At 73.5% G+C, this 24,888-nt stretch carries 26 protein-coding genes; 11 read left to right on the top strand and 15 right to left on the bottom strand.

The annotated features are described in order from the left end of the window. Positions 1–106: 106 nt before the first annotated feature. Entirely contained in the window at positions 107–1,147 is a 1,041-nt protein-coding gene (locus ABZ840_RS17190; protein WP_361560184.1) for an MsnO8 family LLM class oxidoreductase, read from the top strand. Here the strand turns inward: ABZ840_RS17190 and ABZ840_RS17185 are convergent. Beyond that, positions 1,144–1,332 (bottom strand): GntR family transcriptional regulator, encoded by a 189-nt coding sequence (locus tag ABZ840_RS17185; protein ID WP_361560181.1) that lies wholly within the window; start codon positions 1,330–1,332, stop codon positions 1,144–1,146. The two genes, ABZ840_RS17190 and ABZ840_RS17185, sit on opposite strands and share 4 nt — an antisense overlap. Before the next feature lie 173 nt (positions 1,333–1,505). Between ABZ840_RS17185 and ABZ840_RS17180 the strand changes: the two genes are divergently transcribed. Further along, complete coding sequence (locus tag ABZ840_RS17180; RefSeq protein WP_361560178.1) at positions 1,506–1,781, top strand: hypothetical protein; 276 nt, start codon at positions 1,506–1,508, stop codon at positions 1,779–1,781. 54 nt (positions 1,782–1,835) lie between these two features. Here ABZ840_RS17180 and ABZ840_RS17175 read toward each other — a convergent pair whose 3' ends face one another. The 3 genes from ABZ840_RS17175 to ABZ840_RS17165 form a co-directional block, all read right to left on the bottom strand. Next, positions 1,836–3,113 (bottom strand): TerD family protein, encoded by a 1,278-nt coding sequence (locus tag ABZ840_RS17175; RefSeq protein WP_361560889.1) that lies wholly within the window; start codon positions 3,111–3,113, stop codon positions 1,836–1,838. Between the two features lie 120 nt (positions 3,114–3,233). Beyond that, positions 3,234–3,506, bottom strand: coding sequence for a GlsB/YeaQ/YmgE family stress response membrane protein (locus ABZ840_RS17170; RefSeq protein WP_361560175.1), 273 nt, complete (start codon positions 3,504–3,506; stop codon positions 3,234–3,236). Between the two features lie 128 nt (positions 3,507–3,634). After that, a complete protein-coding gene (locus ABZ840_RS17165; protein ID WP_361560172.1) occupies positions 3,635–4,444 on the bottom strand; it encodes an NAD(P)-dependent oxidoreductase in 810 nt (269 codons plus the stop codon). Between the two features lie 158 nt (positions 4,445–4,602). Between ABZ840_RS17165 and ABZ840_RS17160 the strand changes: the two genes are divergently transcribed. Beyond that, a complete protein-coding gene (locus ABZ840_RS17160) occupies positions 4,603–5,793 on the top strand; it encodes a hypothetical protein (RefSeq protein WP_361560169.1) in 1,191 nt (396 codons plus the stop codon). Here ABZ840_RS17160 and ABZ840_RS17155 read toward each other — a convergent pair. Continuing rightward, a complete protein-coding gene (locus tag ABZ840_RS17155; RefSeq protein WP_361560166.1) occupies positions 5,790–6,560 on the bottom strand; it encodes an IclR family transcriptional regulator in 771 nt (256 codons plus the stop codon). The two genes, ABZ840_RS17160 and ABZ840_RS17155, sit on opposite strands and share 4 nt — an antisense overlap. Positions 6,561–6,681: 121 nt before the next feature. Between ABZ840_RS17155 and ABZ840_RS17150 the strand changes: the two genes are divergently transcribed. Beyond that, positions 6,682–8,208, top strand: a complete 1,527-nt coding sequence (locus ABZ840_RS17150) for an aldehyde dehydrogenase (NADP(+)) (RefSeq protein WP_361560163.1) — start codon at positions 6,682–6,684, stop codon at positions 8,206–8,208. A 5-nt stretch (positions 8,209–8,213) separates the two neighbouring features. Continuing rightward, a complete protein-coding gene (locus ABZ840_RS17145; RefSeq protein ID WP_361560160.1) occupies positions 8,214–8,744 on the top strand; it encodes a GNAT family N-acetyltransferase in 531 nt (176 codons plus the stop codon). On the opposite strand, the gene ABZ840_RS17140 is transcribed toward ABZ840_RS17145, so the two are convergent. Further along, positions 8,719–9,372, bottom strand: a complete 654-nt coding sequence (locus tag ABZ840_RS17140; protein WP_361560157.1) for a class I SAM-dependent methyltransferase — start codon at positions 9,370–9,372, stop codon at positions 8,719–8,721. The genes ABZ840_RS17145 and ABZ840_RS17140 overlap by 26 nt on opposite strands. A gap of 229 nt (positions 9,373–9,601) precedes the next feature. Between ABZ840_RS17140 and ABZ840_RS17135 the strand changes: the two genes are divergently transcribed. Together ABZ840_RS17135 and ABZ840_RS17130 are read left to right on the top strand one after the other, a co-directional pair. Beyond that, positions 9,602–10,666 carry an aminotransferase class V-fold PLP-dependent enzyme gene (locus ABZ840_RS17135; protein ID WP_361560154.1) on the top strand — a complete coding sequence of 355 codons (1,065 nt, stop codon included), beginning with the start codon at positions 9,602–9,604 and terminating at the stop codon, positions 10,664–10,666. 82 nt (positions 10,667–10,748) lie between these two features. Next, positions 10,749–11,816, top strand: a complete 1,068-nt coding sequence (locus tag ABZ840_RS17130) for an alkene reductase (RefSeq protein WP_361560151.1) — start codon at positions 10,749–10,751, stop codon at positions 11,814–11,816. Positions 11,817–11,885: 69 nt separating this feature from the next. On the opposite strand, the gene ABZ840_RS17125 is transcribed toward ABZ840_RS17130, so the two are convergent. Then, positions 11,886–13,193, bottom strand: a complete 1,308-nt coding sequence (locus ABZ840_RS17125) for an alpha/beta fold hydrolase (protein ID WP_361560148.1) — start codon at positions 13,191–13,193, stop codon at positions 11,886–11,888. Between the two features lie 139 nt (positions 13,194–13,332). Here ABZ840_RS17125 and ABZ840_RS17120 point away from each other — a divergent pair, with 139 nt between their 5' ends. Beyond that, on the top strand, positions 13,333–13,896 hold the full coding sequence (locus ABZ840_RS17120; RefSeq protein WP_361560145.1) for a sigma factor: 564 nt from the start codon (positions 13,333–13,335) through the stop codon (positions 13,894–13,896). Next, on the top strand, positions 13,896–14,954 hold the full coding sequence (locus tag ABZ840_RS17115; RefSeq protein ID WP_361560142.1) for a maleylpyruvate isomerase family mycothiol-dependent enzyme: 1,059 nt from the start codon (positions 13,896–13,898) through the stop codon (positions 14,952–14,954). Before ABZ840_RS17120 ends, ABZ840_RS17115 begins: the two co-directional genes overlap by 1 nt. 85 nt (positions 14,955–15,039) lie before the next feature. Here ABZ840_RS17115 and thpD read toward each other — a convergent pair whose 3' ends face one another. From thpD to ectA, 4 genes are all read right to left on the bottom strand, one after another. Next, positions 15,040–15,939: an ectoine hydroxylase gene (gene thpD / locus ABZ840_RS17110; protein ID WP_361560139.1), complete on the bottom strand. Its 900-nt coding sequence runs from the start codon at positions 15,937–15,939 to the stop codon at positions 15,040–15,042. Between the two features lie 75 nt (positions 15,940–16,014). After that, positions 16,015–16,419 (bottom strand): ectoine synthase, encoded by a 405-nt coding sequence (locus ABZ840_RS17105; protein WP_030264599.1) that lies wholly within the window; start codon positions 16,417–16,419, stop codon positions 16,015–16,017. An 82-nt stretch (positions 16,420–16,501) separates the two neighbouring features. Then, positions 16,502–17,770: a diaminobutyrate--2-oxoglutarate transaminase gene (gene ectB / locus ABZ840_RS17100; protein ID WP_361560136.1), complete on the bottom strand. Its 1,269-nt coding sequence runs from the start codon at positions 17,768–17,770 to the stop codon at positions 16,502–16,504. A gap of 56 nt (positions 17,771–17,826) precedes the next feature. After that, a complete protein-coding gene (gene ectA / locus ABZ840_RS17095; protein ID WP_361560133.1) occupies positions 17,827–18,387 on the bottom strand; it encodes a diaminobutyrate acetyltransferase in 561 nt (186 codons plus the stop codon). Positions 18,388–18,797: 410 nt separating this feature from the next. Here ectA and ABZ840_RS17090 point away from each other — a divergent pair, with 410 nt between their 5' ends. Further along, entirely contained in the window at positions 18,798–19,889 is a 1,092-nt protein-coding gene (locus ABZ840_RS17090) for an amidohydrolase family protein (RefSeq protein WP_361560130.1), read from the top strand. An 84-nt stretch (positions 19,890–19,973) separates the two neighbouring features. Here ABZ840_RS17090 and ABZ840_RS17085 read toward each other — a convergent pair whose 3' ends face one another. The 3 genes from ABZ840_RS17085 to ABZ840_RS17075 form a co-directional block, all read right to left on the bottom strand. Next, positions 19,974–20,972, bottom strand: coding sequence for a bile acid:sodium symporter family protein (locus ABZ840_RS17085; protein WP_361560127.1), 999 nt, complete (start codon positions 20,970–20,972; stop codon positions 19,974–19,976). Positions 20,973–21,082: 110 nt separating this feature from the next. Then, on the bottom strand, positions 21,083–22,129 hold the full coding sequence (gene cobC / locus ABZ840_RS17080) for an Rv2231c family pyridoxal phosphate-dependent protein CobC (RefSeq protein WP_361560124.1): 1,047 nt from the start codon (positions 22,127–22,129) through the stop codon (positions 21,083–21,085). Next, positions 22,126–22,611: a cobalamin biosynthesis protein gene (locus tag ABZ840_RS17075; RefSeq protein ID WP_361560121.1), complete on the bottom strand. Its 486-nt coding sequence runs from the start codon at positions 22,609–22,611 to the stop codon at positions 22,126–22,128. The genes cobC and ABZ840_RS17075 overlap by 4 nt, the downstream gene beginning before the upstream one ends. 139 nt (positions 22,612–22,750) lie before the next feature. Between ABZ840_RS17075 and ABZ840_RS17070 the strand changes: the two genes are divergently transcribed. Next, positions 22,751–23,476: a ZIP family metal transporter gene (locus ABZ840_RS17070; protein WP_361560118.1), complete on the top strand. Its 726-nt coding sequence runs from the start codon at positions 22,751–22,753 to the stop codon at positions 23,474–23,476. Positions 23,477–23,505: 29 nt separating this feature from the next. Here ABZ840_RS17070 and ABZ840_RS17065 read toward each other — a convergent pair whose 3' ends face one another. Beyond that, positions 23,506–24,870, bottom strand: a complete 1,365-nt coding sequence (locus ABZ840_RS17065; RefSeq protein WP_361560115.1) for a cobyrinate a,c-diamide synthase — start codon at positions 24,868–24,870, stop codon at positions 23,506–23,508. Positions 24,871–24,888: the final 18 nt, after the last annotated feature.

The raw sequence follows: 24,888 nt of genomic DNA, 5'->3' as shown, positions 1-24,888 counted from the left end.
CGGGCTCCTCGCGTGCGACGGGCGGGCGGCGGGCGACGGATACCGGGACGCCCGGCGGCCTGCCGTACGTCCGGAATCCTGAGCGGCGGGAAACGTTGTACTGAGGGTGAACTCGACGACAGCGGCCCCACGATTCTCGGTCCTGGACCGGTCCCGCACCAGAGTGGGACGGCCGGAGGCCGAAGCGCTCCAGGAGACGGTGCGCTTTGCCCAGGAGGCAGAGCGGCTCGGCTACCACCGCTTCTTCGTCTCCGAGCACCACAGCGTGCCCGGCGTGGCCGGTTCCGCGCCCACCGTGCTCGCCGCTGCCGTCGCCGCCGCGACCGACCGCATCCGCGTCGGCACGGGCGGGGTGATGCTGCCCAACCACCGGCCGCTGATCGTCGCCGAGCAGTTCGGCGTGCTCGCCTCGCTCTTCCCGGGCCGCATCGACATGGGCCTGGGCCGCTCGGTCGGCTTCACCGACGGCATCCGGCGGGCACTGGGGACGGAGAAGGACGCCGCCGAGGACTTCGGCGCGCAGCTCGCCGAGCTGACCGGCTATTTCACCGGCACCCAGACCGCCCACCCGCAGGTGCACGCACGGCCCGCCGAGGGCCTGACCGTGCCCGCCTTCGTCCTGGCCACGGGCGCCGGCGCGGAGATCGCCGCCGAGGCGGGGCTCGCGCTGGTCATCGCCGAAGTCCGCGGCCGGGACGCGCTGCTGCGCGCCATCGACCGCTATCGCACCGGCTTCCGTCCCTCGGGCCTGTGGGACCGCCCGTACGTCGTCGTCTCCGCGACCGTCGCGGTGGCCGCCACCACGGAGGAGGCCCGCCGGCTGCTGCTCCCGGAGGCCTGGGCGATGGCGTACTCCCGTACGCGCGGCGTCTTCCCGCCACTGGAACCGGTCGAGGACGTGCTCGCCCGGGAGCCGGCCATGACCGTGAAGGAGCGGGACTTCTACGAGGCGGCACTGCGCGGCCAGATCCACGGCACGGAGGCAGAGGTCCGCACGGCCCTGGCGGATCTGTTCGGTGCGACCGGTGCCGATGAGCTGCTGGTCACCACCAGCACGTACGATCGCGCCGCCCAACTGGACTCCTACCGGAGGCTGGCGATGGTGGCTGGACTCGACGACGGGGCGGGGCCTGCGGCGGCCGCCTAGTCCGTGACGTAGCTGCCGGCGCCCAGGACCGTGTGGAGGCGGCCCTCCTTGCGGAGCTGGACGATGGCCTTCTGGACCGTTGACTGGGTTACGCCGTACTCGGCGGCCAGCGTGATCGTGCTGGGGAAGCGTTCGCCAGGGCCCCACTCGCGGGCACGGAGGCGACGGCGGAGGCTTGCGGCCACTTGCGGCCACACCGGCACTGACCGATCGAGGTTCACGTCGGTGACCTTATGCGGTACCGCGCTTACGCGGTAGCACGTTGCCGCCACTCCGAGCACTCTGGAGGCGCAAAAAGCCCCGGGACCGGATCGGACCCGGCCCCGGGGCGTGGCCGACACTGCAAAGGAGTGCCGACTTGAAGACCCTACGACGGCTGCCATGGACCGAAGAAGGCCGGGCGGCCTACGTCCCGCCGGGGGACGGCATCGTGAACCACTTGGCCGACCTCATGGAGGCCGAGATGCTCGTCGCGGCGGAGGCCGACGCCTCCCGGGGGCGGGCGCTGGCCGGTGACCCCGCGGCGTCCTCGGCGGAGCTGCGTACCGCTGTCCAGTACCTGGCGCATGCGGTCGAGGAGGCGGCTCTGGTCGCCGGACTCCGGGCGGAGCGGTTGCTCGGCGTGGAGGCGTAGCGGACCGGGAGGCCGCGCCGGGGTGACGGGATGTCCGCCGCCCCGGCGCGTCCGTCAGAGCGCCTGCGCGCCCGGCTTGACCATGCCGCGGACCGTGCGGGAGTCGACGTACTCGCCGAGCGCGGTCATTTCCCATTCGCCGCTGTACTGGCGGATGAGCTTGGCCATCAGGACGCCCGTGCGCTTCTCCGAACCGGTCAGGTCGAAGCGGACCAGTTCCTCGCCGGACTGGGCGTCCAGCAGGCGGCAGTAGGCCTTGGCGACGTCGGTGAACTTCTGGCCGGAGAAGCTGTTCACCGTGAAGACCAGGCCGGTGACCTCCGGGGGGAGGCCGCCGAGGTGGACCGTGATCGCCTCGTCGTCGCCCGCGCCCTCGCCGGTGAGGTTGTCCCCGGAGTGCTGGATCGCGCCGTTGAGGATCGTGAGCTTGCCGAAGAAGCAGTTGTCGATCTTCTTGCGGTCCGGGCCGTACGCGATGACCGAGGCGTCCAGGTCGACGCTCTTGCCGCGGAAGGCGGGCTCCCAGCCGAGGCCCATCCGGACGGAGGAGAGGAGCGGTTGGCCGCCCTTGACCAGGGACACGGTCTGGTTCTTCTGGAGGCTGACCCGGCCCTTGTCGAGGTTGATCTTCCCGGCGCCGGGAGCCGGGGCGGCAGGGGGCGGCGGCGTGGGTGTGCCCATGGAGCCCGGCGCGCCGGGGACGGCGGTCGGCGGGGCGACCGGGGCGGGGGAGCCCGTGGGCGGGCCCCACTGGCCGGCGGTCGGCGCGCTCGGCTGCGGCGGCGCGGGCGGCGCGGCGGGCTGCTGGGGCTGGACGGGGGCGGCCGCGGGTGCCGCGGGCTCCTCGACGGAGACGCCGAAGTCCGTGGCGATGCCGGCCAGGCCGTTGGCGTAGCCCTGGCCGACCGCGCGGACCTTCCAGGCGCCGTTGCGCCGGTAGACCTCGACGACCACGAGGGCGGTCTCGGCGCCCAGCTGGGGCGGGGTGAACGTGGCGATCACACTGCCGTCGTCGGCGCTGCGGACCGTGGCCGTCGGCTCCGTGCCCGCGAAGGTGGCGCCCGGCGTGTCCAGGCTGGCCGTGACGACGATCTTCTCGATGCCGGCCGGCACGGCGGCGGTGTCCACCGTGATGGTGTCGCCGCTGCCGCCCCCGCCCGCGGTGTGGGTCACGCCGGGGCCGCTCGGTTGGTTGTAGAAGACGAAGTCGTCGTCCGAGCGCACCTTGCCGTCGGCGGTCAGCAGGAGGCCCGAGACGTCCAGCCGCACGGGCGCGGTGACGTCCACCGCCACCCGCGCTGCGGAGAGCGGGAGGTTCGAGCCGGGAGTCATAGCGGTCATGTTGTGGGTAACGACCGGCGTCGCTTTACGGTTCCATTACCCGGTCGATCATCTGCCGACCGCCCGCTGGATCACATGCCGCCGCCGCGGAAGGGCTCCGGCCGCCCGTCGTCAGTGCCGTTCGCGGGAGTTGCCGAAGAGCAGCCGGTAGATGATCAGCAGCACCAGGGCGCCGGCGATGGAGGCGATCCACATGGACGGCTCGAAGAAGTCCTTCGGTATCGGACGGTCGAGGAGCTTGGTGGAGAGCCAGCCGCCGACGAACGAGCCCACGATGCCGGTCAGCGTCGTGCCGACCAGGCCGCCCGGGTCCCGTCCGGGCAGCAGGATCTTGGCGATGACGCCGGCGATCAGCCCCAGTACGAGCCAGCTGACGATGCCCATGATGGTGTTCCTCGTTCCTGCAAGGGGTTGTTACGTCTTCAAGGACGCGAGGAGGCTGCCCGGAGTTCCGTGCCGTATACCACCATCTGTGCACGTCGGCCGCCTGCCGGCCGCTCGCCGGCCGGTGTTCAGTGCGGCCAGATCGGCGGGTCCGTGCAGAAGGCGCCGCCGAGGTGCGCGTGTTCGGGGTTGTCCGGGTCCAGGGGACCCTGCTCGGCGAGGAGTTCGGCGGCGTACACCTCGGAGTCGTCCTGCGGCTCGTATCCGAGGGCGCGGGCGCTGGAGAGGTCCCACCACAGCCGGGTGTTGGCGGAGGAGCCGTAGACGACGGTGTGGCCGACGTCCTTCGCGGTGACCGCCGCGTGCAGCAGCCGGGCGCCGTCGGCGGGGCTCATCCAGATCGACAGCATGCGCACCGACGTGGGCCGCGGGAAGCAGGAGCCGATGCGCACGGAGACGGTCTCGATGCCGTGCAGGTCCCAGTAGAGCGAGGCCAGGTCCTCCCCGAAGCCCTTGGACAGCCCGTAGAAGGTGTCGGGGCGGCGCGGGGTGTTCAGCGGGATGGCACCGGAGCCGTCCTCGGGGCGCGGGGTGAAGCCCACGGCGTGGTTGGAGGACGCGAAGACGATCCGCCGCACGCCTGCCTCGCGGGCCGCTTCGTAGAGGTGGTACGTGCCCTCGATGTTCGCGGCCAGGATCTTCTCGAAGGTGGACTCCAGGGAGATGCCGGCCAGGTGGATCACCGCGTCGACGCCCTCCACGGCCTTGCGCAGCGCGTCCCGGTCGGCGAGGTCGGCGACGATCGCGTCCGGCTCGCCCTCGATGGGCAGCCGGTCGAAGAGCCGCAGCCGGTAGCCGTACGAGGGCAGCAGTTCTCGCATCAGGGTGCCGAGGCCGCCGGCGGCGCCGGTCAGTAGAACGGTGCGGGGTGCGGTCATGGCGGTCAACGTAAAGAAGCGCGCTGCCTTGGTCAAGATGGTGGACGCGGAACGGCTCTTGACCCGCCGGACGGGCTGTCTTAGCGTCATCGCGTTCACTCATATGGACACTGGCCACGAATGCGTTTCTGCGGACGTGGTTCTTCGAAGGGAGCCCGATGCGCGCCGCCGCCTTCCTCTACCCCTGGGACGTCGTCGGGGACCCCGACGCCGCGCGCCGGATCGCCGGGCTCGGGGTCGCGCAGGTCACTCTCGCCTCCGCCTACCACTCCACCCGGGCCCTCACCCCGCGCCATCCCTCGCACCGCGTCGTCACCGCCCGGCACTCCGCCGTCCTCTACCCGCCCGCTGCGGAGCGCTGGGCGGGCCGCGCGCTGCGGCCGTACGCGCAGGACTGGCTCCCGGAGTCCGACCCGTACACGGAGGCCGCCCGCGCGCTCATGGACGCGGGCCTGGAGGTGCACTCCTGGGTGGTGCTCGCGCACAACTCCCGGCTGGGCGCCGAGCACCCGGAGTCCGTCGTCCGCAACGCCTACGGGGACGCCTACCCCTGGGCCCCCTGTATCGCCCGTCCCGAGGTGCACGAGTACCTGGTGACGCTGGCCGCCGAGGCCGCGGTGCGGCCGCACACCCGCGGCACCGAACTGGAGTCGTGCGGCTGGTACGGCCTCGCGCACCTGCACGCCCACGACAAGATCGGCGGCGCCCCCCTGAGCGGCGCGACGCAGTACCTGATGTCGCTGTGCTTCTGCGGCGAGTGCCGCAACGGGTACGCGGCGCTGGGCGCCGACCCCGAGGGGCTGCGGCGCGCCGTGGTGCGCGCCCTGGAGCCGGTGTGGGCGGGCAGCGGCGGCGGGGGAGCGGGGGATCGCGAGGGGGAGTGGGCCGAGGTCGTCGAGGCGCTGGGCGAGGAGTACGCGCACGCCGTCGCCGACTGGCGGAACCGGGCCGCGGGGGAGCTGCGGCGCGCGGCCGTGTCCGCCGTACGGGCCGCCGCCGGGCCGGACTTCCGCGTCCTGCTGCACGCCGACCCGGCCCCGCACCGCTGCGGCGCGAACGTGGGCGTCTCCCCCCGGCAGGTCTTCTCCTACGCGGACGGCGTGGTCGTGCCGTGCACGGGGAGCGCGGAAGGGCGGGCCGCCGCGCTGGCGCCGTTCGAGGGGCGCGGCGTACGGGCGGCGAACTTCACCGTGGTGCGGGGGATGGGCGGCAGTCCGGAGACGCTCGCCGCCGACGCCGCCCACGCGGCCGCGTCCGGCGCCGATGAACTGCGGCTGTACCACGCGGGGCTGGCCTCGGACGCGGACCTGACGGCGGTACGTACGACCCTCCGCGCCCTTGCCCCCTAGAGGCGGCGCGTCGCCAGTGTCAGGCGGTCGCGCGCGTCGAAGAGTGCGTCCTTGATCATCTGCTCGTGCGCGGGGGTGAGCCGGGCGACCGGCACGGAGCAGCTGATGGCGTCGCGGGCCGGCGTGCGGTACGGGATCGCCACGCCGAAGCAGCGCAGCCCGAGGGTGTTCTCCTCGCGGTCGACGGCGTACCCCTGCTCCCGCACCGTGTGCAGCTCCTCGATCAGCCGCTCGCGGTCGGTGGTGGTGTGCTCGGTGAGCGGGGGCAGCGTCTCGGGGAGCATCTTGCGGACCTGCTCGTCGGAGTAGGTCGCGAGCAGCGCCTTGCCCAGCGAGGTGGAGTGCGCGGGCAGCCGGCGGCCGACCCGGGTGAACGGGCGGAGGTAGTGCTGCGACTGACGGGTGGCCAGGTAGACGACGTTGGTGCCGTCCAAGCGGGCGAGGTGGATGGTCTCGGTGGTGTCGTCCGAGAGCCGGTCCAGGGTCGGCCGGGCGGCGGCCACGACCTCGTCACCGTCGATGTAGGACGTGCCGACGAGCAGGGCACGCACCCCGATGCCGTACCGCGTGCCGGTGGCGTCCGTCTCCACCCAGCCGAGGTCGACGAGCGTGCGCAGCAGCATGTAGAGGCTGGACTTCGGATACCCCACGGCCTCCTGCACGGAGGCGAGGCTGTGCATCCCGGGACGGCCCGCGAAGTACTCCAGCAGTTCGACCGTCCGCACTGCGGACTTGACCTGTGATCCCCCGGTCTCGGCAGCCGCCATCGCCCTTGACCCCTCAGTTCGGACAGTCATAGAGTCACCGGTGTTCACACTCCGGGACGGAGTTCAGTATATCGAACAAGCCCCGGTGTGCAGCAAGTACTCGGCCCGGGAGGAATGCACGGTGGCACCACCAGTCTGGAGCGTCGACCCCCGCAGCGGGAAGCAGCGGGAGGAGGTTGCGGCCGAGGCCACAGCCGAGGAGGTGGACGCGACCGTACGCGCCGCGCACGAGGCACGCGGTTCCCTCGCCGACCGGACCGTGCGTGCCGCCTTCCTGCGCCGCGCCGCGGACCTGCTGGACCAGGCGGGCGAGTCGGTCATCGAGGCCGCCGACGCGGAGACCGCGCTCGGCCCTGGCCGGCTCACTGGTGAACTGGCCCGCACCACCTACCAGTTGCGCGCCTTCGCGGACATCGTGGACGAGGGCGCCTTCCTGGACGTGCACATCGACCACGCGGACCCGCAGCTCGCCCCGCCCCGCCCCGACCTGCGGCGCTACAAGATCCCGCTCGGTGTGGTCGCCGTCTACTCGGCCTCCAACTTCCCGCTCGCCTTCTCGGTGCCCGGCGGCGACACCGCCAGCGCCCTGGCCGCCGGCTGCCCGGTCGTCGTCAAGGCCCACCCCGACCACCCCGCCACCTCCGAGCTGTGCGCGGCCCTGCTGCGCCGCGCCGCCACCGAGTCCGGCCTGCCCGCTGCCGTGGTCGGCCTGGTGCACGGCTTCGACGCGGGCGTCGAGCTGGTCCGCCACCCGCTGGTCTCCGCCGCCGGCTTCACCGGCTCCGTACGCGGCGGCCGCGCGCTCTACGACGCGGCGGCGGCCCGCCCGCAGCCGATCCCCTTCCACGGCGAGCTGGGCAGCCTCAACCCCGTCGTGGTCACCCGCGCCGCCGCCGAGGAGCGCCCCGAGCAGATCGGCGCGGGCCTGGCGGGCGCGATGACGCTGGGCGTCGGGCAGTTCTGCGTGAAGCCCGGCCTGGTGCTGGTCCCCGAGGGCGCGGCCGGCGACGGGCTCGTCAAGGAGCTGACCGCCAAGGTCAGCGACACCGAGGCCGGCGTCCTGCTGGACCACCGGATGCGGGACGCCTTCCTGGCGGGCGTCCAGGCGCGCGCCGAACTCCCCGAGGTGGATGCCCCGGTGACGCCCGGCGCGGGCGGTGAGCACACCGTGTCCGCCGGCTTCCTCACCCTCCCCGCGGCCCGGCTGGCCGCAGAGGGCCCGCACGACCTGCTCCTGGAGGAGTGCTTCGGCCCGGTGACCGTCGTCGCGCGGTACGCCGACGAGGCCGAGGCGACCGCCGTCCTCGGCCGGCTGCCCGGCAACCTCACCGCCACCCTCCAGATCTCCGGCGCCGAGGGCGCGGGCGAGGGCCGGGGCGGCGAGCTGCTCGCCGAGGTCACCGCGCTCGCCGGCCGCGTCGTGGTCAACGGCTGGCCCACCGGCGTCGCCGTGGCCCCCGCCCAGCACCACGGCGGCCCGTACCCGGCGACCACGTCCACCTCCACCTCCGTGGGCGGCACGGCCATCGAGCGCTGGCTGCGCCCGGTGGCCTACCAGGACACCCCGCCCGCGCTGCTGCCGCCCGAGCTGCGCGAGGAGAACCCGCTGGGACTGCCGCGCCGGGTCGACGGCGTGCGCGAGGCGTGACGGCCGTGCCCCACACCACGAGCGGCCCGGACCTCACCGTCCGGGCCGCCGTGCCGGGGGACCTGGAGTCGATCGTCGCGCTGCACGGCCGGGCCCGCGCGTCGTACTACCGGGGACGGCTGCCCGACGCGCTCCTGGACGACCCGGCGGAGCAGGCCCGCTGGCGCGAGGCATGGGCCGCGGCCGTCGAGCGGCCGGACGGCACCGTGCTGTGCGCGGAACGCGCCGGTACGACCGTGGGCGTCGCGTCCTTCCGCCGCGAGGAGGGGGCGCCGCCGGACGCCGTCGTGCTGCACCAGCTGCACGTCGACCCCGCCCACTGGCGCAGCGGCGTCGGCACCGCGCTGCACGACGCCTGCGTCACCGCCTGGCACACCGCGGGCCACGCCACCGCCCGGCTCCAGGTGTACTGGCACAACCGCCGGGCGCGGGACTTCTACGCCCGGCACGGCTGGCTGCCGGACGACACCCGCCGCCCCGCCCCCGACGCCACGCACCTCGGCCTGCTGCTCACGCTGACTCCCGGCGCGCGATGAGCTGCACCCGGCGTACGGAATGACCGTGCAGCGCGCCGACAACGGCGGTGCGCTCCTCGGCCACGGCGAAGCCGTGCATCCGCAGCAGCCGCCGCAGCTGCTCCGGCTCGTGGTGCCGGACCACCGCGCCGTCCTCGGTGCGGAACACCCCGTACGCCCCGAACTCGTCCTCGTACGCGGCGTACCGGGCCCGTGAGCGCGGATCGGTCTGCAGCGGCACGTCGCTGAGATGAAGCAGTCCGCCGGGGCGCACCACGCGTGCCAGCTCTCCGAGGACCGCCCGCTGCTCCGCGTCCTCCGGCATGCCGGTGAGCACTCCGAAGAGCAGCGCCGCCGCGTAGCGGCCCGCTTCGAAGGGCAGCGGCAGCCGGGGACAGTGCGTGAGCCGCAGCCCGGGGTGCTCCCGCCGCCCGTGTTCGACCGGTGTCCGCGCGCCGTCCACGCCTTCGGCCGCGTACCCCAGCCGCACCAGCTCGGCGACCCGCCTGCCGCGGCCGCAGCCGTGGTCCAGGATCCGTGCGCCCGGCGCCAGCTGCGCGCGCAGGACCGCGGGGTCGAAGGGGTGGCTGTCGGTGGTGGCGGTCCCGGCTGTCTCCCATGAGCCGAGACGTTCCTGCGGCGTCCTCATGTGCGGACCGTACCGGGGCGTGGCGGCGCCGACGGCCCAATGCACGGCAAGTGCATCGGCGGGCGGGCGAGGACAGCGGAAAACCGCCCCTGGTTGGGTAAAAGTGATTCCTCGTGCGGCTCCGCGACGACCCTCGGGCGGCCTCCGGACGGCACCCCAAGGCGTCCTTGGAGGGCGCCCAAGGCGAGGCGGGATGGACGGCCGGACCGCGGGCGATCACAGTGGGCGGATGGAGCGACTGGCCGGCGCGGAGTTCGCGCCCGAGACGACGTACCTCAACACTCCGGGCAGCGGCCTGCTGCCCGCCAGGACCATCGACGCACTGCGGGACGAGGCCGGCGCTTCCGCCTCGTACGGCTCGATGGGCCGGGACTACTTCGGCCCGGCCGCCGCCGCCCGGGCCTCCTTCGCCCGGCTGGTGGGCGCCGCCCCGGACCGGGTCGCCATCGGCAGCTCGGTCGCCGTGTCCACCGCGCTGATCGCCGCCTCGCTGCCCGAAGGCGCCGAAGTGCTGCTCCCCGAGGGCGACTTCAGCTCGCTGGTCAACCCCTTCGCCGTCCGCGCCGGGCTGCGCCTGCGCACCGCACCGCTGGAGGGGCTGGCCGACGCGGTACGGCCGGGCACCGCGCTGGTCGGCTGCAGCGCGGTGCAGGCGCTGGACGGCCGGATCGCCGACCTCGCGGCCGTCCGGGAGGCGGCCCGTACGCACGGTGCCCGCACCCTGCTGGACATGACGCAGGGCGCGGGCTGGCTGCCGCTGGACGCCGGGCAGTACGACTACGCCGTGTGCGGCGCGTACAAGTGGCTGCTGTGCCCGCGCGGCACCTCGTTCCTCGTGGTGGCCGAGGACGCGCCGCAGCCGCCCGCCCTCCACGCGGGCTGGGTGGCCGGTGCCGACCCGGGCGAGGCCAACTACGGCCCCATCGCGCACCTGGCCGAGGACGCCCGCCGGTACGACGAGCCGCACGGCCACCTCGTCCACGTCGGCGCCCAGCAGTCCCTCGCGCTCCTCGAAGAGGTCGGGGTGGCCGCGGTACACGCGCACGACACCGCGCTGGCCGAGCGGTACCGCGCCGGCCTCGCCGAACTGGGGTACGCGCCGCTGCCCGCGCCCGGATCGGCGATCGTCACCGTCCCCGCCCTGGCCGAGGCGTACGAGCCGCTGGCCCGGGAAGGGGTGCTGGTGGCCGTCCGGGCCGGGAAGCTGCGGGCCGGGTTCCACCTGTACAACACGGCGGACGACGTCGACCGGCTGCTGGCGCTCCTCAAGCGGCTTGATCTGCCCCGGAGTTGACATGGTGACGGGTGAGCGGGAATGCCGTGGCGGCGGTGGACGTTGGGCCCGGTGAACCACCGGCCCTCGTGAAAGGGAACCCTTGACCACTGCTTTCGACCCCGTCGACCTGGCCGGGCTGCCGCTCGCCAACCGTCTCGTCATGGCACCGATGACGCGCAACCGCGCCACCGCCGACGGCGTCCCCACCCCGTCCATGGTCCGCTACTACACGCAGCGTGCCTCGGCCGGCCTGATCATCACCGAGGCCACCCAGCCGAACGTGGTGGGCCGCGGCTACCCGCTCACCCCCGGGCTGCACACCCCGGAGCAGATCGCGGGCTGGCGCGAGGTCACCGACTCCGTGCACGCCGCGGGCGGCACGATCTTCGCGCAGCTGTGGCACGGCGGCCGGATCGGCCACCCCACCGTGCTGCCGGACGGCCTGATACCGGTCGCGCCCTCGGCCGTCGCCGCCGAACAGCAGGTCTTCACCGAGGACGGCATGAAGGACTGCGTCGTCCCGCGCGAACTGTCCGACGACGAGATCCGCGAGACGATCGCGGACTTCGCGACCGCGGCGCGCAACGCCATCGAGGCCGGCTTCGACGGCGTGGAGATCCACGGCGCCAACGGCTACCTGATCCACCAGTTCCTCTCGCCCGGGAGCAACCTGCGCACCGACGAGTGGGGCGGCTCGGACGAGGCCCGCGCCCGGTTCGCCGTCGAGGTCGTCCGGGCCGTCGCAGCGGAGATCGGCGCCCGCCGCACCGCCCTGCGCATCTCGCCCGGCAACCCCTTCAACGGCATGACGGCGCCCGAGCCGGAGGCCACCTACACCGCGCTGGTCGAGGAGATCGCCCCGCTCGGCCTGGCCTACCTGCACGCCTGCGACGTGCGGGACGCCGGGCTGCTGGCCCGGCTGCGGAAGCGCTTCGGCGGCACGTTCGTGCTGAACCCCGCCACCGACGGCGGTTCCGCCGGCCCCGAGGCGCTGTCCCTCATCGAGGAGGGCGAGGCCGACCTGCTGGCGTACGGCCGGCTCTTCCTCGCCAACCCCGACCTGCCCGCGCGCCTCGCGGCCGGCGGCCCGTTCAACGAGCCGGTACGCGAGAGCTTCTACGGCGGCGACGACAGCGGCTACGTGGACTACCCGTCGCTGACCGGCTGACCTCCCCGTGAAACCCCGGGCGGGTGGCCGCGCCCTACGGCCATCCGCCCGGTCCCGCGCCGGCCGGCCTCAGACCTCGCCGCGCACCATGCGCAGCAGCCGGTCCATCACCGCGCCGTCGCTGACGGTCAGCCCGTCGTGCTCCCACTCGTTGGTCACCCACGCCCGCAGGCCGCGGATGCGCTCCGCGGTACGCAGCGAGTGCCCGGCGTCCACGTACATGTCGTCCGCGTACACCGCCGCCACGACCGGCACCTCGCACGCCGCCAGCCGCTCCGCGTCGTAGAGGTCGGGCCAGTCGGTGCGCTCGGCCAGCGCGTGGGCGGTCTCCTTCAGCGGCCGCAGCGCCGGGTCGGTGTCGAAGAGCCAGGGGAAGATCGTCTCGCCCGTGAAGTGCAGCGGGCCGCCGTCCGCCAGCGCCCCGTCCACGTCGAACCGCGGGAACTCGCCGCGCACCGCCTCGGCCGCCCAGCCCGTGCCCTTCGCGTCCACCGACCGCTGGCCGTAGATCGACTCGTGCAGCACGGCGAACATCGGGGCCTCGGCGAACGACAGCCGCGCCCGCACCCGCTCCAGGAACGCGTCCGACAGCTCGGGCCCGGACACCCCGGTCACCCAGGCCTCGTCCAGGATGTCGTGCAGCGCGTACGAGCCGCTGCCGGCGCCCAGCATCATCCCGAGCCCCTGGAACGCCTCCGCGGTCAGCAGTCCGCCGCCGGGCAGCCGTACCTCCCGCTCCCGCAGGTGCGCGGCGATCCGCAGCACCGACTCCACGTCCTGCGGATACCGCGCGTAATGGGCCGCGTTCTTGCGCGCGATACGCGGATACGCCGCCCGGTAGACGTCCCGGGCGCTCACGTCCAGCCCCGGCAGGCCGCCGGTGATGAACGCCTCGCGCAGCCCTTCGGGGGCGTGCGAGAGGTAGTGGACAGTACAGAAGCCGCCGAAGCTCTGTCCCAGCACGCTCCACCGCTCCTCGCCGATCAGATGGCGGCGGAACAGTTCGGCGTCCCGGACGATCGAGTCCGCGCGGAAGTGGGCGAGGTAGCCGGCCTGTTCCTGCGGCGAGCCGCGGCGCGCGAGGGTCTGCCGGGTCGCCGGCGTGGAACGCCCCGTGCCCCGCTGGTCCAGGAGCAGTACGCGGTAGTCGCGCAGCGCGCGGTTCAGCCAGGAGTCGCGGGCGAGCGGCCGGGGCGTCGCGAGCCCCGGGCCGCCGCGCAGGTACAGCAGCCACGGCAGCCGCTCCCGCTCCCGGCCCGCGGCCACCGCCTCCCGTGCGAACACCTCGATCCGCTCGCCGTCCGGTGCCGCGTGGTCCAGCGGGACCCGCAGGACGTGATCGGTCAGGACGACCCCCGGGCGGCGGTCGACGGTCATGGTGCTCCCTCGGTTCGAGTCGTTCGGGTGTGTCCGCTTGTTCCCTGCCGGGACGGTGCCACGTCAGGCTAGCCTCCGGGGCGCGCCGGGCAATTCGGCCGGGCGGACGGCTACCGCGCGGCGGCGCGGGCGGCTAGGAATGGCAGCACGACCTCACGAGGTGGTGCCGGTGGACCGGAGACCTGCAAGTACATCAACTCCGCCGCGCGACGAGGACCTGCACCGGCGACTGGTGTACGGCGACGAGTCCGCCCTCGGGGAGGTGTACGACGCCTTCGGCGGGCTGGCACACGCCGTGGCCCGCCGCGTCACGCGCAGCACGAACGCCGCGGAGGAGGTCGTCCAGGAGGTCCTCACCCAGCTGTGGGCCCGCCCGTACACGTTCGACCCGGCACGCGGCTCGCTGCGGGCCTGGCTCAGCATGCGGGCCCACCGGCGGGCCGTGGACCGGATGTGCGAGGCCGAGGAGCGGGCCCTGCCGGCCGGCGCCGCGCTGCTGCCGCACACCGCGCTCGCCGAACTTCCGCTGGCCCAGCGCCAGGTGCTCCACCTGGCGTACTTCGCCGGGCGCACCTACCGCCAGGCCGCGGTGGAACTGGGCATTCCCGAAGGCACCGCCAAGACCAGGCTCCGCGTGGCGCTGCGCAGCCTCGCCGACCGGCTGGCCGACCCGCCGGATCCGGCCGTCGAGAAGGGCATCTGATGGGCTGGGATCCCGCGGAGGAGCACCCCGAGATCGCCGAGCTGCTCGCCGCCTGGGCGCTGGACGCCGTGATGTCCGGCGACGCGGAACGCATCCGCGCGCACGTCGAGGACTGCGCGGAGTGCGCGGAGGAGCTGGTGCGGCTGCGGGAGGCGGTGCACCGGCTGGACGGGCCGCCCGCCGCGCCGGCCAAGGGCACCCGCCGGGGTGCGGACAAGGTCGGCCGGGGGCGGCTGATGGCGGCGGCCCGGGCGGCGCGCACGGGGCACGACGCGCCGGCCGCGCACGCAGCGCCGTACGCCGCCGCGGTGGCGAGCCTGGAGGCGCTGCTGCGCGAGCTGGACGGCGAGCCGGCGCGCTGGGGCACGCCGGTGGTGCACGACTGGGACGTCCAGGGCACGGTCGCGCACCTGATCGCGGCGGACGAGCCGCTGGCAGAGCGGCTGGGGATGCTGCCGGTGACGCGGGCCGAGGCGGGCGGCACCGGGGACGCGGCGCCGTGGGAGGTGCGCTGGGCGGCGCGTACGGAGGAGGTGGTGGCGTACGAGCACACCCGGCCGCCGGCCGAGACGGCCGAGGCGTGGCGGACCCAGGCGCACGGCCTGCTGGACCTGCCGGAGGCCCGGGAGGAGGAGCCGGCCGCGCTGCCCACGGCGCTGATGGGAAAGCGGCTGCCGGTCGCCGACCACTACGTGATCAGGGCGTTCGAGACCTGGATCCACACCCGGGACATCGGGCGGGCGCTGGGGCTGACCGTGCCTCCGCCGCCGCCCGTGCACCTGCGGCGGCTGGTGGCGCTCGCGGTGCGGATCGTGGACCTGGCGCTGGGGGACGGCACCCGGCCCGTGCTGCTGGGGGTGGAGGGCGCGGCGGGCGGCGACTGGGTGCTGGGCCCGGCCGCGGAGCCGGTCGCCGCCGAGCTGGTGCTGGACGCGGTCGACCTCTGCCTGCTGGTGGGCGGCCGGCTCACCCCGCAGGAGGTGAGCCGGGGCCAGGCAGGCGACGCGGCCGCCGCTCAGCATGTGCTGGCGACGGCCGCGTCACTGGCCTGGTTGTGAGCCGGGGACCCCTGGCGGGGCCAAGACCCCCCGGCCCGGAACCGGGCTCCTCCTCACGAGGGAGAGGACACCACGGACTCGCGCGTCACTTGACCGGGGTGAAGTCCCGGGCACCGATGTACTCCGGGCGCCGTACCGGGGCCGCGAAGGGCTCCACGGCGGTGTTCTCCACGCTGTTGAACACGATGAAGACGTTGCTGCGCGGGTACGGCGTGATGTTGTCGCCGGAACCGTGCATGGCGTTGCAGTCGAACCAGGTCGCCGAGCCGGCCTTGCCGGTGAACAGCTTGATGCCGTACTGGTCGGCCAGCTTGGTCAGCGCCTCGTCCGAGGGCGTGCCCGCGTCCTGCATCTGCAGCGACTTCTTGTAGTTGTCCACGGGCGTCTCGCCCGAGCACCCCAGGAAGAACTTGTGCGACCCCGGCATGATCATGAGGCCGCCGTTGGTGTCGTAGTTCTCGGTCAGCGCGATCGAGACGGACACCGTCCGCATGTTCGGCAGACCGTCCTCGGCGTGCCAGGTCTCGAAGTCCGAGTGCCAGTAGAATCCGGACGCACCGAAGCCCGGCTTGACGTTGATCCGCGACTGGTGGACGTAGACGTCCGAACCGAGGATCTGACGGGCGCGCCCCACTACGCGCGGGTCGGAGACCAGCTTGGCGAAGACCTCGCTGATCTTGTGCACCTCGAACACGGACCGGACCTTGTCCGACTTCGACTCGACGATCGAGCGCGGGTCGGCCTTGATCTCGGGGTCATGCGTGAGCCGGTCCAGTTCGGCGCGGTACACCGCGACCTCGTCCGCCGTGATGATTTCCTCGTTGGCGAAGAAGCCGTCGCGTTCGAAGTCGCTCAGCTCGGACGGCTGGAACGGGCCTGCCGTGCCGGGCTGCGACCACACCACCGGGTCCTGCCGCGGAGTGATGACCTCGGTCTTCCCGCGGGTCGGGTACAGGTCGGCGGTGCGCTCGGGTGCGGTGGTCATGGTGTTGCCTTCCTCTCCTCTCGTACGTGCCTTCCTCAACTGCCGGACGGGGCAGCGGGCCTGATTCCAGCGGCGTCAGCTCGCCTCGGGCTCGGTGAGCAGCGGGTACACGCCGTTCTCGTCGTGGTCCTCGCGACCGGTGACCGGCGGATTGAAGACGCACACGCAACGGAAGTCCGTCTTCGGCCGCAGGGTGTGCTTCTCGTGGCCGTTGAGCAGGTACATCGTGCCGGGCTCGATCCAGTGCTTCTCGCCGGTCTCCCGGTTCTCGAGCTCTGCCTCGCCCTCTACGCACAGTACGGCCTCGATGTGGTTCGCGTACCACATGTCGGTCTCGGTGCCCGCGTAAAGGGTGGTCTCGTGCAGCGAAAAACCGACGCGCTCCTTGGCGAGCACGATGCGCTTGCTCTCCCAGGTCCCCGAAGCGGACTTGACGTGGCGGTCGGTGCCCTCGATGTCCTTGAACGAGCGAACGATCACGTGGTTTGTGCCTTTCTGTTCTGCGGGTGGTGAGGTCCGAAAGAGGGCCGGCCGGTTGCGCCGGCCGGCCCCCTCACGCCTGTCAGGCGCAGTCTCGGACCGCGCGGGCGAGGATGCGGAGACCCTCGTCCAGTTCCTCGGGGGTGGTGGTGAGCGCCGGCAGCAGCTTGACGACCTCGCTCTCCGGCCCCGAAGTCTCGATGAGCAGGCCCAGCTCGAAGGCCCGCTTGGAGATCTTGTTCGCCAGGGTCTTGTCGGCGAACTCCATGCCCCAGACCATGCCGCGGCCGCGGTAGTCCACGCCGGCCCGCGGGTGCTCCTCGGCGATGGCGCGCAGGTGGGATTCAATGATCTCACCGCGGGCGATGGTCTGCTTCTCCATCTGGCCGTCGGCCCAGTAGGTGTCCAGGGTCGCGGCGGCGGTCACGAAGGCCGGGTTGTTGCCGCGGAAGGTGCCGTTGTGCTCGCCCGGCTCCCAGACGTCCAGTTCCGGCTTGAACATCGTGAGCGCCAGCGGCAGGCCGTAGCCGCTGATGGACTTGGAGACGGTGACGATGTCCGGCACGATGCCCGCCTCCTCGAAGGAGAAGAAGGCACCCGTACGGCCGCAGCCCATCTGGATGTCGTCGACGATGAGCAGCATGTCGCGGCGCTCGCACAGGTCGGCCAGGGCGCGCAGCCACTCGGGACGGGCGACGTTGATGCCGCCCTCGCCCTGGACCGTCTCGACGATCACGGCGGCGGGGGTGTTCAGGCCGGAGCCCTGGTCCTCCAGCAGCCGCTCGAACCAGAGGAAGTCCGGGTAGCGGCCGTCGAGGTAGTGGTCGAACGGCATCGGGGTGCCGTGGACCAGCGGGATGCCGGCGCCGGCGCGCTTGAAGGCGTTGCCGGTGACCGCGAGCGAGCCCAGCGACATGCCGTGGAAGGCGTTGGTGAAGGACACGATCGACTCGCGGCCCTTGACCTTGCGGGCGAGCTTCAGCGCGGCCTCGACCGCGTTGGTGCCCGTCGGGCCCGGGAACATGACCTTGTAGGGCAGGTCACGCGGGCGCAGGATGACGTTCTGGAAGGACTCCAGGAACGCCCGCTTGGCCGTGGTGGACATGTCCAGGCCGTGGGTGACGCCGTCCCGCTCGATGTAGTCGATCAGGGCCCGTTTGAGTACGGGGTTGTTGTGGCCGTAGTTCAGCGACCCGGCGCCGGCGAAGAAGTCGAGGTACGCGTGACCGTCCTCGTCGTACATGCGGCTGCCCTGCGCCCGGTCGAAGACGGTGGGCCAGCCGCGGCAGTAGCTCCGCACCTCGGATTCGACGGTCTCGAAGACGCTCAGGTCCGGCTGGGTGATGGTCACAGCATGCTCCTGGGAGATGTGGGGTGTGACAGGGAGGGGGAAGTCTTGGGGTGTGCTCAGCGCTGAGCAGGCGGGGCGAGGGGACCGATGCGGTGCAGCACCTCGGGCTCGTGGCCCTCCTCGGGGAACAGCCCGGCGTCGAAGAGGACCTCGCGCTCCACGGAGGCCTTGTGGCGCTCGGCGAAGGAGGCGAACAGCCGGTTCGACGCGGTGTTGTCCGGTGAGATCGTGGTCTCGAGGCGAGTGACGCCCTGCTCCTGCGCGACACGGCCGGCGAGGCCGTCCAGGAGAGCTGCGGCCAGTCCGCGGCCCCGGTGCGCGTCGTCGACGGCGACCTGCCAGACGACGAGGGTCTCGGGGCGGGCGGGCCGGATGTAGCCGGTGATGAAGGCGGCCGGCTCGCCCTCCGCGTCGCGGGCGACGACGGAGGTGGCGGCGAAGTCACGACACCACAGCAGGTAGCTGTAGGACGAGTTGAGGTCCAGCGTTCCGGAGTCCCGGGCTATGCGCCAGATGGCCGCCCCGTCCTCCACTCGCGGGGCGTCGAGCTTGAAGCCCTCCGGCATTTCTCTGAATTCGCTTCGGGCACGTGCAAGGTCTGCTTGTGCGGCGGTCATGGGAATTAAATTTACCGAGGGAAATTGGAAAATGCATCGCGGGTTGGGGTTACGGAGGCGGGGGGTTCTGTGTTATCGCGCGGGGGCGCACGGGCGCACGACAGACCCCTGGGATGTCTCGGTTTGCCCGGAAAATACGGGGCAAAGTGACCTGCTTGTGTGGTCGGTCACATGTGCGTAACGGCCGCGAGATCCGTCCGAATTACGGGCCTTGCGGGTCACCTGAATCGACGCGTTTGAGCTGCGGAAAAGCGGGCAGAAGAATACGGGAAGCTGCGCACCCGAAGAATTGGAAATTCTCCGGTAACAGGTGTACAGCAAGAAAACCCCGGAGCGCCATGGGGTTTCCGGGATTCTTCCGCCGGGGCCGCCCCGTCCAGGCCACGGGGCCCGGCTCGTACAGTGCGTGCATGACCGATAGCGCGGTGCTGCACATCAAGGGGAGGGTCCTGGCCGGGCCCGACGACGTACGCGAGGACCTCTGGGTCGTCGGCGGGCGTGTCACGTTCACCCGACCGGCCGGATCGCGGGAGATCGACACCATCGAGGGATGGGCGCTGCCGGGCCTGGTCGACGCCCACTGTCACGTGGGCCTGGACGCGCACGGCGCGGTCGACGAGGCGACCAGCGAGAAGCAGGCGCTCACCGACCGCGAGGCGGGCACGCTGCTCATCAGGGACGCCGGTTCGCCCGCCGACACCCGGTGGATCGACGACCGGGAGGACCTGCCGCGGATCATCCGCGCCGGGCGCCACATCGCGCGCACCCGCCGCTACATCCGCAACTACGCGCACGAGATCGAGCCCGAGGACCTGGTGGCGTACGTCGCCCAGGAGGCGCGGCGGGGCGACGGCTGGGTCAAGCTCGTCGGCGACTGGATCGACCGCGAGACCGGCGACCTGTCGTCCTGCTGGCCGCCCGGCGCGGTGGCCGCCGCGATCGCCGAGGCGCACCGGCTGGGGGCACGCGTCACGGCCCACTGCTTCGCCGAGGAGTCCCTCGCGCCTCTCGTGGAGGCCGGTATCGACTGCATCGAGCACGCGACGGGCCTCACCGAGGAGACCATTCCGCTCTTCGCCGAGCGCGGCGTCGCGATCGTGCCGACGCTCGTGAACATCGCGACCTTCCCGCAGCTGGCGGCCGGCGGCGAGCGGAAGTACCCGCGCTGGGCCGACCACATGCGACGGCTGCACGAGCGCCGCTACGACACCGTACGGGCGGCGTACGACGCCGGGGTGCCGGTGTACGTCGGTACGGACGCGGGCGGGGCGCTCGCGCACGGTCTCGTCGCCCAGGAGGTCGGAGAGCTGGTCAAGGCCGGCATCCCGGCCCTGGACGCCCTCTCGGCGACCGCGTGGGGCGCCCGGGAGTGGCTCGGGCGCCCGGGCCTCAGTGAGGGCGCCCCGGCCGATCTGGTGGTGTACGAGGCGGATCCTCGGGAAGACGTACGTGTGCTCGGTACGCCTAGGCGGGTGGTGCTGCGGGGGCGGGTGGTGAGCTGAGCGCCGCTGGGGTGTTGCCCGGTGGCCCGGCGCGGCGCCGTCGTGGCCGGGCGCGCAGTTCCCCGGGCTCCTGTGGAAGGGCGCTTACGCGCCGTCCCTCCGGGCGCTCCGCGCCATCCAGGCCGCTACCACCGCGCCCGAGATGTTGTGCCAGACCGAGAAGACCGCTGCGGGGAGGGCGGCGGCGGGGCTGAAGTGGGCCGTGGCCAGGGAGGCCGCCAGGCCGGAGTTCTGCATGCCGACCTCGAAGGCCATCGCGCGGCTCGCCGGGCGGCCCAGCCGGGCCAGCGAGCCCGCCCCGTAGCCCAGCGCCAGGCCCAGCCCGTTGTGCAGCACCACGGCGAGCAGGACCAGCGCGGCCGCGTCCTTGATCTGGGCCGCGCTGCCCGCCACCACGACCAGCACGATCACCGCGATGGTCAGCGCCGAGAGCCAGGGCAGCGCCCGGAGCAGCCGGGCGAGGAAGCGGCCGGCGACCAGCCGGACCAGCAGGCCGGCGAAGACCGGCAGCAGCACGGTCTTGAGGATGTCGGTCACCATCACCCCGGCGTCCACGTGCATGAACTGTCCGGCGAGCAGGTAGGTCAGCGGCGGCGTCACGAACGGCGCGACCACGGTGGAGACCGTGGCCACCGACACCGACAGGGCGACGTCGCCGCGCGCCAGGTACGTCACGACGTTGGAGGCCGTGCCGCTCGGCGCGCAGCCCACCAGGATCACGCCGGCCGCCAGCGCGGGCGGCAGGTCCAGCACGGTGGCCACCAGCCAGCCCAGCCCCGGCATGATCACGTAGTGCGCCACCAGGCCCAGGCCGACCGCCCACGGCCGCTTGGCGACCGCGGCGAAGTCCGGGACGGTGAGCGTGAGGCCCATGGAGAACATCACGACGCCGAGCAGCCACGGCACGGCCGGGGCCCAGCCGGTGAAGTGGGACGGCCAGAACAGGCCGATCAGCCCGGCCACGATCACGAGCAGCGGGAAGAGCGTGACGGCGCGCCGCGCGGCGCGGTCGGACGCGGGGAGGTCGCCGGTCTCCGGAGGAGGGGCTGCCGCTGGCTTCTGGTTCGTCTGCTCGTTCGTCACGGCCGCACCTTACGGCGACCTTACGTGTAACGGGCAACGGGGTTCCGGATGGTGGACGCGCCACCGGGCTCCCGGCCCGTCGGGAGCGGGGGCGGTGCCCGGGAAGGGCCCTACGCCCGCTCCCGGACCACCTTCGCCAGCGCCGTCACGAAGCGGTCGGTGGTGTCCCGGTCCCGCACCGCCAGCCGCAGCCAGTCGGTCCCCAGCCCCGGGAACGTGTCGCCGCGCCGGACCGCGAAGCCCAGCTGTCGCAGCCGCTCCCGTACGGCCGCCGCGTCCGGCAGCCGGATCAGCACGAACGGCCCGGCGGCGGGCTCCGCCACCGTGACCGCCGGGAAGCCGCCCAGCCGGGCGATCAGGTACGCGCGGTCGGCGGCGATGTCCGCGGCCGCCGCCTCCGCCTCCGCGAGCGCCTCCGGCCCGCAGCAGGCCTCCGCCGCGGTCAGCGCGGGCGAGGAGACCGGCCACAGCGGCTGGACCCGCTCCAGCGCCTCGATGATCTCCGGGCCCGCCAGCACGTACCCGATGCGCAGCCCGGCCAGCCCCCAGGTCTTGGTCAGGCTGCGCAGCACCACCAGGCCCGGCAGGTCCGTACGGGAGGCGAGGGACTCCGCCTCGCCCGGCACCGCGTCCATGAACGCCTCGTCCACCACCAGCGTGCGCCCGGGCCCGGCCAGCGCCGCGACGGTCTCCGCGGGATGCAGCACGGAGGTGGGGTTGGTCGGATTGCCGACCACGACCAGGTCCGCGTCGTCCGGCACCGCCTCCGGAGTCAGCCGGAAGCCGTCCCCCTCGGACAGCAGCACGCGGTGCACCTCGTGCCCGGCGTCCCGCAGCGCCGCCTCCGGCTCGGTGAACTGCGGGTGCACCACGACCGGCCGCTCGGCCCGTACGGCCCGCGCGAGCAGCACGAACGCCTCGGCCGCACCGGCCGTGAGCAGCACCCGGGAGGCCGGCAGCCCGTGCCGGGCCGCGACCGCCGCGCGCGCGGCCCGGCCGTCCGGGTAGGCGGCCAGCCCGTCCAGCGAGGCGGCGATGCGGGTCTTGAGCCAGGCCGGCGGGGTGCCGGTGCGGACGTTGACGGCGAGGTCGGTCAGGTCCGCCGCCCCGCGGATCTCGGCGTCCCCGTGGTGGCGCAGGTCGGGAGGGGTGGTCACGGCGTCGTCTCCTCGTGCGTGCGTACGTACGTCTGCGAGCGGGCCGGGGGCGTCACGGTTCGGCGGGCGACCGCGCAGGTGGCGCGGGAAGCGCCCCCGTCCGGAGGCGCGGCCTTCCGCTTGGGGACGGCCAGCGTGGCACCGGGGCCCGCGGCGGCCAGCGCGGCGGCCTCCGCGACGGCCGGCGTCCCCGTGGCGGCCCGCACCGCCTCGGACGGGTGCGGCACCGGCACGGCCGCCAGCACCTCGGCCGGGAACGCCCGCAGCTCCACCCCCAGCAGCGTCGCGGCGGCCCGCAGCCCCGGCTCCCCGGCCCTGGTGTCCACGGTGGCCAGCGCGCACACGGCGGCGGGGGACAGCCCGGCCGCCGCGAGCACGTCCGCGATCAGCGCCGTCACCTCCGCCGCCGGCACCCCGGGCCGCGCGCCGACCCCCACCACCAGGTCCGGCGCCCGCTCGGCACCGGCGGCCCCGTCGGTCATGAGGAGTCCTTTCGGCGGGGGAGGGCAAAGGGGAGGACAGCGGAACAGGACATGCGGGACCGGCCGGGGATCAGTAAGCAGGGGACACGGGTACCGGCAGCGGTACCGGTCCGGAACCGTCGGCGAGAGGGGCGGCACAGTGCCAGTGGTCATCGCGGTCGGCGCGTTCCTGATGACCCTCATCGGGGGCTGGGTCGCCCACCGGGTCACCGACCGCCGCCACCTCATCCTCGGCCTCGCCGGCGGACTGATGCTCGGCGTCGTCGGCCTCGACCTGCTGCCGGAGGCCCTCGAAGCGGCCGATGTGCAGCTCCTCGGGGTGCCCGCGGCGCTGCTCTGTTTCGTGCTCGGCTTCCTCGCCGCGCACGCCGCCGAACGCCTGCTGGCCGTACGGAAGGCGGCCCACGGCATGGACCCGGAGGAACGGGTGCCGCAGGTGGGACTGACGGCCGCAGCGGCGATGGTCGTGCACAGCCTGATGGACGGCTTCGCGATCGGCGCGGCCTACCAGGTCGGCAGCGAGATGGCGGTGGCCGTCGCGGTCGCCGTGATCGCCCACGACTTCGCCGACGGCTTCAACACGTACACCGTCGCCAGCCTCTACGGGAACGCCCGGCGCAAGGCCCTGCTGCTGCTCTGCGCGGACGCGCTGGCCCCCCTGGTGGGCGCCGCGGCGACCCTCCTGGTCACCCTGCCGGAGCAACCGCTCGGCTTCTACCTGGGTTTCTTCGGCGGCGTCCTGCTGTACCTCGCGACCTCCGACATCCTGCCCGAGGCCCACCACGACCACCCGGCGCTGTCGACGCTGGCCTGCACGGCCGCGGGCGTGGGCTTCATGTGGCTGGTGGTCGGCGTGTCGGGCTGAGGCCCGGCAGCCGGACGCCGCGGCGCTCATCAGGCGCTCGCCGCCCACGCAGCGGCGCTCGCCGCGAACCGGTGCGCCAGCGACGGCTCGGCGGCCCAGTGCACATGCAGGTACGAAGCGTGCACACCGTCCCGCACGAAGCCCTCGGTACGCCGCTCGGGACGCACGAAGCCCCACGCAGGACTCTCGCCCGTGCCCGGCTCCAGGACCGTCCGGTGGAACTCATGGCCGCGCACCCGCGTACCGGCCGCCGCCAGCGCGCTGTCGCCGACCGCCACCGCCTCCCGGTAGCCCAGCGTCAGCCGCTCCGACATCCGCCCGTCCGCCGGCAGGACGCCGCACATCGGCTTCCCGTCCAGCGAACGGGACAGGTACAGCAGGCCCGCGCACTCCGCGGCGACCGGTGCGCCCGCGGCCGCCAGCCGGGCGACCGCCGCGCGCAGCGGCTCGTTCGCCGACAGCTCCGGCGCGTAGACCTCGGGGAAGCCGCCGCCGATCACCAGGCCCGCGGTGCCCGTGGGCAGCTTCTCGTCCCGCAGCGGGTCGAAGGTGACCACCTCGGCCCCGGCGGCGGTCAGCAGCTCGGCGTGCTCGGCGTAGGAGAACGTGAAGGCCGCGCCCCCCGCCACCGCGATCACCGGGCGGCCCGTCGCGGGCGCCTCCGGGACCTTCGGCTCCCACGCCGGACCGGTCAGCTCCGGCGCGCTGTGCGCCAGCGCCAGCAGACCCTGAAGATCACAGCCCGCCCGGATCTGCTCCGCGAGCGCGGCCACCGAGTCCACCGCCTCCGGGGCCCGCTCCGCGACCGGGACCAGGCCCAGGTGCCGGGCGGGCGTATTGACCCGCGGCGCGCGCCGCAGACAGCCCAGCACCGGCACGCCCGCGCCGCCCAGCGCCTCGCGCAGCAGCGCCTCGTGCCGGTCGGAGCCCACCTTGTTGAGGATCACCCCGGCGAGCCGCACCTCCGGGTCCCAGGACGCGAAGCCGTGCACCAGCGCCGCCACCGACCGGGACTGCGAGGACGCGTCCACGACCAGCACGACCGGCGCCCGCAGCAACTTCGCCACCTGCGCCGTCGACCCCAGCTCGCCCATGCCGGACGCGCCGTCGAACATGCCCATCACGCCCTCGACGAGCGCCAGGTCCGCGCCCGCCGCGCCGTGCAGGAACAGCGGCTCGACCCGCTCCGGACCGCACAGGTACGCGTCGAGGTTGCGGCCCGGGCGCCCCGTGGCCAGCGCGTGGTAGCCCGGGTCGATGTAGTCCGGGCCCACCTTGTGCGGGGACACCGCGAGACCCGCCTCGCGGAACGCCGCCATCAGGCCGGTGGCGACGGTGGTCTTGCCGGCGCCCGAGGAGGGCGCGGCGATCACCAGGCGCGGGATGTTCACCACGTGCTCGTCTCCCCGGTC

Origin of the sequence: Streptomyces sp. NPDC047117, assembly GCF_040643545.1 — a bacterium.
Taxonomy (GTDB): Bacteria; Actinomycetota; Actinomycetes; order Streptomycetales; family Streptomycetaceae; genus Streptomyces.
This window is presented reverse-complemented; position numbering and strand designations above follow the sequence as displayed.